General features: G+C 42.2%; 5 protein-coding genes and 1 pseudogene. 3 read left to right on the top strand and 3 right to left on the bottom strand.

The annotated features are described in order from the left end of the window. Positions 1–170: 170 nt before the first annotated feature. Positions 171–368, top strand: a complete 198-nt coding sequence (locus DP116_RS26970; protein WP_169158062.1) for an element excision factor XisH family protein — start codon at positions 171–173, stop codon at positions 366–368. Next, positions 356–691: a XisI protein gene (locus DP116_RS26965; RefSeq protein ID WP_169158061.1), complete on the top strand. Its 336-nt coding sequence runs from the start codon at positions 356–358 to the stop codon at positions 689–691. The genes DP116_RS26970 and DP116_RS26965 overlap by 13 nt, the downstream gene beginning before the upstream one ends. A 71-nt stretch (positions 692–762) precedes the next feature. Here DP116_RS26965 and DP116_RS26960 read toward each other — a convergent pair whose 3' ends face one another. Continuing rightward, positions 763–1635, bottom strand: a complete 873-nt coding sequence (locus DP116_RS26960; RefSeq protein ID WP_169158060.1) for a 6-carboxytetrahydropterin synthase — start codon at positions 1633–1635, stop codon at positions 763–765. Between the two features lie 505 nt (positions 1636–2140). Here DP116_RS26960 and DP116_RS26955 point away from each other — a divergent pair. Continuing rightward, positions 2141–3412, top strand: coding sequence for a PrsW family glutamic-type intramembrane protease (locus tag DP116_RS26955; protein WP_169158059.1), 1272 nt, complete (start codon positions 2141–2143; stop codon positions 3410–3412). Between the two features lie 143 nt (positions 3413–3555). Here DP116_RS26955 and DP116_RS26950 read toward each other — a convergent pair whose 3' ends face one another. Then, positions 3556–4257 (bottom strand): J domain-containing protein, encoded by a 702-nt coding sequence (locus tag DP116_RS26950; protein WP_169158058.1) that lies wholly within the window; start codon positions 4255–4257, stop codon positions 3556–3558. A gap of 15 nt (positions 4258–4272) precedes the next feature. Then, positions 4273–4956 (bottom strand): annotated as a pseudogene (locus DP116_RS26945) (pyridoxal-phosphate dependent enzyme); the annotation flags it as partial.

Raw genomic sequence — 4956 nt, 5'->3', positions numbered from 1 at the left:
ATACGCCGCAAAAATACAAGGGTTGTCCATCCTTGTCGAGGGTTTGCCCAACCCCACGAAAGGTTGTCATTTTTGTATAGCAGTTGACAATTGGGGCGATTTTTCCGCCAAGAACTCGGAGGCTTAGAACCCGTTACTTGTAATGAGGCACCGCAGTTTTTCCGGATTTGATGAAGCGGCAATTTATCAACTATCGCACTGCGTTGCGTACTGAAGACCCAAATATAACCATTAATTTAGCTGTTCCGCTCGCGATTTATAACGATTTCTTTAATTTGCCGTTTACCCAAACCGTAGTAAGCGAAAACCAATTGAAACTTATCATTTACAACGTTGATACGGAGGAAATTGTGCAATGGATAAATTAGATGAATACCGGACGAAAGTTAAGCAACTGCTAACCAAATATGTACAGTACAAACCTAGCTACGGGGATGTTGAAGTCGAACAAATCTTTGATACCGAACGTGACCACTATCAAATTATTAGCATTGGATGGAACAATCAAAAGCGGGTTTATGGTCCGATAATGCATCTTGATATCAAGAATGATAAAATTTGGATTCAGCAAAATACAACTGAAGTTAATATAGCCTCAGAATTGATGGAAATGGGCATACCTAAACAAGATATTGTTATTGGGTTTCATACACCGAAAATGCGTCAGCTATCGGGTTTTGCTGTCGAATAAGCTTTAAAAGGGCGACTATTAAAAAGTAAATAGTCGCCCCTTTTAAATGCTTGTGAGTAGTTCTTGACTCGCTACACGCGTACTAACACTGATTCATTCTGTGCAGTGTTAACTGAGTTGGAATCTGACTCAGTACAATAAATTTCGCAGGAGTTATTCGGAGTTTCCATTAATTTTACTTTGTATAGTGTCGCTCCTAATTTTTGGATGGGCGAAGTCAGCTGCTGACTAATACAAAGTGCAATATTCTCAGCAGTGGGAACAACTTCAGCAAAGTATGGAACGTCTTTGTTTAAGAAGCTGTGGTCAAATAGCTCAATGACGTACTCTTTTATAGCTAGATTCAAAGCGCCCAAATCAATAATCATCCCAGTGCGTGGATCAATCTCCCCTTTTACAGTCACTTCTAAATGATAGTTGTGCCCATGACCGTTGGGATTAGCGCACTTACCGTAAATCTTGAAGTTTTCTTCGCTGCTAAGACGAGGATGAGCTAGCTGATGGGCGGCGCTAAAATAAGTGCTAACAGTGAGATATGCTTCCATGCCGTTTCCTAAATAATCAGCCCAAAGTTCGGGATGTTCAAAAAGCTGTATACGCACTAAAGGTAAATCGGGTGCAAGCCGTTGCCAAATGACCCGTGCAATGTTCTCTGTGGTGGGTAGAGTTTGTTGAAACTCTGACCATACATCGTTGAGATAGGAAAAGTCCAGTATACTCGTCACTTTTCGGTTAATAACGTGTTTCACGTTGGACAAGTTGAGAATCATGCCATATTCATTTAATTCCCCAACGAGGGAGACAAATAAGACATAATTGTGTCCATATCCGGGAAATCTTGAACAAGCACCAAATTTCTTAATGTTTTCTGCTTCACTCAGTTCTGGCAACCAATAGCGATGACTTGCTGAAAACTGAGCCCGACGACTTATAATACATTGCATGAGCACGCTGGGAGTAAAATTTAAAATATCTTAAATTTTACTGCTTCCAGCATAAACTAATTCTGGTGTAAGTTGTTAATAGTTGGTTGTTCGTCAATATTCCTGGATTCACTGGGGACTTAAGCACAGTACAAATGCACCCACTTATCGATTCAGACAGGTTATCTTTGTCGGCAGGTTTGGCACAACCTAGACGACATTTACTCTTACTGCAACACGCCCGGCTTGGATTGATCCAGTTTGGGCGCTTTGCAGTTTGTTTATCTACGGCAGACTTCTAGTTTGTGAGCCTAACGTGACTTCTGCATAAAATGATTTTGCTGACACCTATTAAGAATATAGAAGAAAAGCTTCTTCATTGTTAAGTTCTGTGAAAATCAAACTTTTGTTAATGCCTAAGTTCTCAAAGTATATAGTGCTTGCAAATCTTTCTGAGGCTCTCAAACACAAAACAGGGTTTTCGTAGCATTTTTATTGATTAAAACACAAGTTTAGGAGTAATTTGATGACAGGACTTCACCGTTACAAAAGCTTTTTAAGAAAAGTCAACCATAATACAGCAAGCGACTCTCAACACACTGAGGACATAGTTTTATCTAATAAACCAATAGTAATTGGACGAGATCCTAGTTGTTGTGACATTGTTTTAGATTCCACGAAATACCAGGAAGTGTCCCGTCAGCATTTAAAAATTTCTCCCCTCTCGTCTGGATCTCCCAGTGATCTGCCTCAATGGGAAATATCCGATTTGGAAAGCCGTAATGGTATTTATATTAATGGTCAGCGCTTACAAGGTTCTCAAATTTTGCAAGTACATGACCAGATCAAACTTGGTCGCAAGGGTCCAGAATTCGTTTTTGAGTGTGAACAGATTAGCTTTGTTGGCGTCAGCGATATATTTCCTGTCGTCTCAAGAAAGCTAGATTTACATCAGAAAGGTTTCCTTGTTCCGGGCATTGTCACAGTGATATTCGTAGTAGCAATGTTGGCTACTCAAAATAGCAATAACTTCCTCTACATCTTCGCAGCTTACCTAGCTCTTGCAAGCCACTATGTTATTCACAAACTCTGCCATAAACATAAGCCCTGGTGGTTGCTAGTGAGCTTAGGTTTGGCTACTGGTTTACCGCTTTTAACTGCCCATCATGAATTGACAGCTATTTTTTCTGACATTTTACCAGGAGATTTATTTAAACATAACGAGAACATTCTTGCTATAACTATTAAAGAATTTTTAAAAGCAGGCTTGTTAGAAGAATTGTTTAAAGTGCTGCCAGTGATATTAGTTTACTTTATAGGCAGACTCCTCCAATCACCCAAGCGCGAACTCATTGGGGTATGGGAACCTATGGACGGAATTCTGTTAGCGACAGCATCTGCTACTGGATTTGCATTAGTAGAGAGTATGATGAAAGTACATGAAGAAACTCAAAGCAAAGGTAGTTTTGCGGGATTAACACTTTTAATTCCCTTGATCTTAGGAGATATTTCTGGACAGGTGGCATATAGTGGCTACTTTGGCTACTTCATTGGATTGGGTGCAATGAAACCTAAAAAACTTTGGCGGTTTATAGGAATTGGCTACCTGACTTCAGCAGCTCTACATACCATTGGAGCGATTATCTCTGAGTTGCAAAAGGAGCATAAGCTAGATTTTCTCATCGGTAACGTACTCTTAGCTTTGATCGGCTCTCTAGCCTATATATTTTTAATGGCAGCAATCCTCAAAGCCAATCAACTTTCGCCAAATCACTCACACAAATCTGCCAATGGGTAGAACACAAGCGAGATGTAGGGCGTATAACATTGTCTTCCTCTACCATATGGTTTATAATTGATGCAAATAAAAGATGCAAATAAAAAACGCCGTAAGTGGGTGCATTTGTACAGTGGGTAAATCCGATCACTAACCATTAACCACTACACATAGGCTCCTAGAGATTCTTGTGCCTCACGATACATATTCGTGGCAGTGCGAAACATCTCTTGCCCAGCGTGCAAGTAACTCTCGTCATAGTTAAGAGGGAAATACGCTAACTGGTCTAGCCCATCGCCTATTTGATTGAGACAATAGTAGAGATGGGCTGCTGCTCTTGCTAAACTAGGTGGATTTGGTAAAGAACGAAAAGTCAGGTGCGCTTGCTTGAAGTCAGCTTGACAGGCGTGTAAGTAATCCTGAAATTCTTCCAAGAGGATATCATCAAAGGGGTCAGCAGCTAGCTTCTCGATTTGCTCCCGTAGAGAAGCCAGAATGCTAAATACCAGGCGATTCACTGGCTGATAAACTCGCTGCAGCCATTCCTCTACTTGTTCATCCGCATCTTTTCCTCTTTTTTTTGTCGCCTGGTATTGCTGTTGAGCAGCTGCTGTACGCTGTTGCCTATTGGTAGTGGTTTCTTGAGAGCGTTGACGCAGTTTTTGGTCGTAATTTTGGCGATTTTGAACGTCGCCTAAGACCTCATATGCTGCATTGATACGGATAATTTGCTCAGGATCTGCTGTGCCCTGATTGCTATCAGGATGAAACATCTTGACCAAGCGACGATAAGCTTGCTTAATCTCCGCTTGGCTTGCGTTCGGATTAACTTTGAGTGTTTGGTAGTGGTTCGTCTTATCTGCCATTCTTTCAATGTACCGTTAGCTGATGCTAACTGCTACCTTTGGCTCCAAGTCTTGGAACAACGGTGTACTCAAATACCTTTCTCCAAAACTAGGCTGAATCATCACGGATTTTGCGTCCCGAGTTCTCTTTGCGTTGAGCCACACGAATAGCAGCACACAAAGCGGCCCCGCTGGAAATACCAGACAGCAGTCCTTCTTCTTTTGCCAGACGCCGCCCGTAAGCGATCGCCTCTTCATCAGTGACCGAAATGACTTCATCTATAATGTTGGCATTCAGCACTTGAGGAACGAACCCAGCACCAATTCCTTGAATTTTGTGAGGTCCTGGTCTTCCCCCAGATAACACTGGGCTATTTGCGGGTTCAACTGCGATACGCGGAGCGTCAAGCCTCCGGCTTATCGCCTGAAAACTTGGTTTGCGTGCTTTGATAACTTCAGCTACACCTGTAATTGTACCACCTGTTCCGACTCCAGCAACTACTATATCGACCTGTCCTGAGGTATCTTCCCAGATTTCCTCCGCTGTCGTGTCCCGGTGTATTTTGGCGTTGGCTGGGTTACGGAACTGCTGTAACATGTAAGCATCAAGAGTCGTATCAACGATTTGCTGCGCCCGTCGAATTGCCCCACTCATGCCTTCAGTTCCTGTAGTGAGTTCTAATTGCGCGCCATATGCCCGCAACATTGCCCTTCGTTCAG

Origin of the sequence: Brasilonema bromeliae SPC951 (assembly GCF_012912135.1) — a bacterium.
In the GTDB taxonomy this organism is placed as follows: domain Bacteria; phylum Cyanobacteriota; class Cyanobacteriia; order Cyanobacteriales; family Nostocaceae; genus Brasilonema; species Brasilonema bromeliae.
The sequence above is the reverse complement of the archived record's forward strand: the minus strand, read 5'-3'. Positions and strand labels throughout refer to the sequence as shown.

What these genes read in the sequence shown, in the direction of transcription:
- DP116_RS26970 (WP_169158062.1), top strand. Translation starts at nt 171, where the DNA reads ATGAAGCGGCAATTTATCAACTATCGCACTGCGTTGCGTACTGAAGAC.
- DP116_RS26960 (WP_169158060.1), bottom strand. Translation starts at nt 1,635, where the DNA reads ATGCAATGTATTATAAGTCGTCGGGCTCAGTTTTCAGCAAGTCATCGC.
- DP116_RS26965 (WP_169158061.1), top strand. Translation starts at nt 356, where the DNA reads ATGGATAAATTAGATGAATACCGGACGAAAGTTAAGCAACTGCTAACC.
- DP116_RS26950 (WP_169158058.1), bottom strand. Translation starts at nt 4,257, where the DNA reads ATGGCAGATAAGACGAACCACTACCAAACACTCAAAGTTAATCCGAAC.
- DP116_RS26955 (WP_169158059.1), top strand. Translation starts at nt 2,141, where the DNA reads ATGACAGGACTTCACCGTTACAAAAGCTTTTTAAGAAAAGTCAACCAT.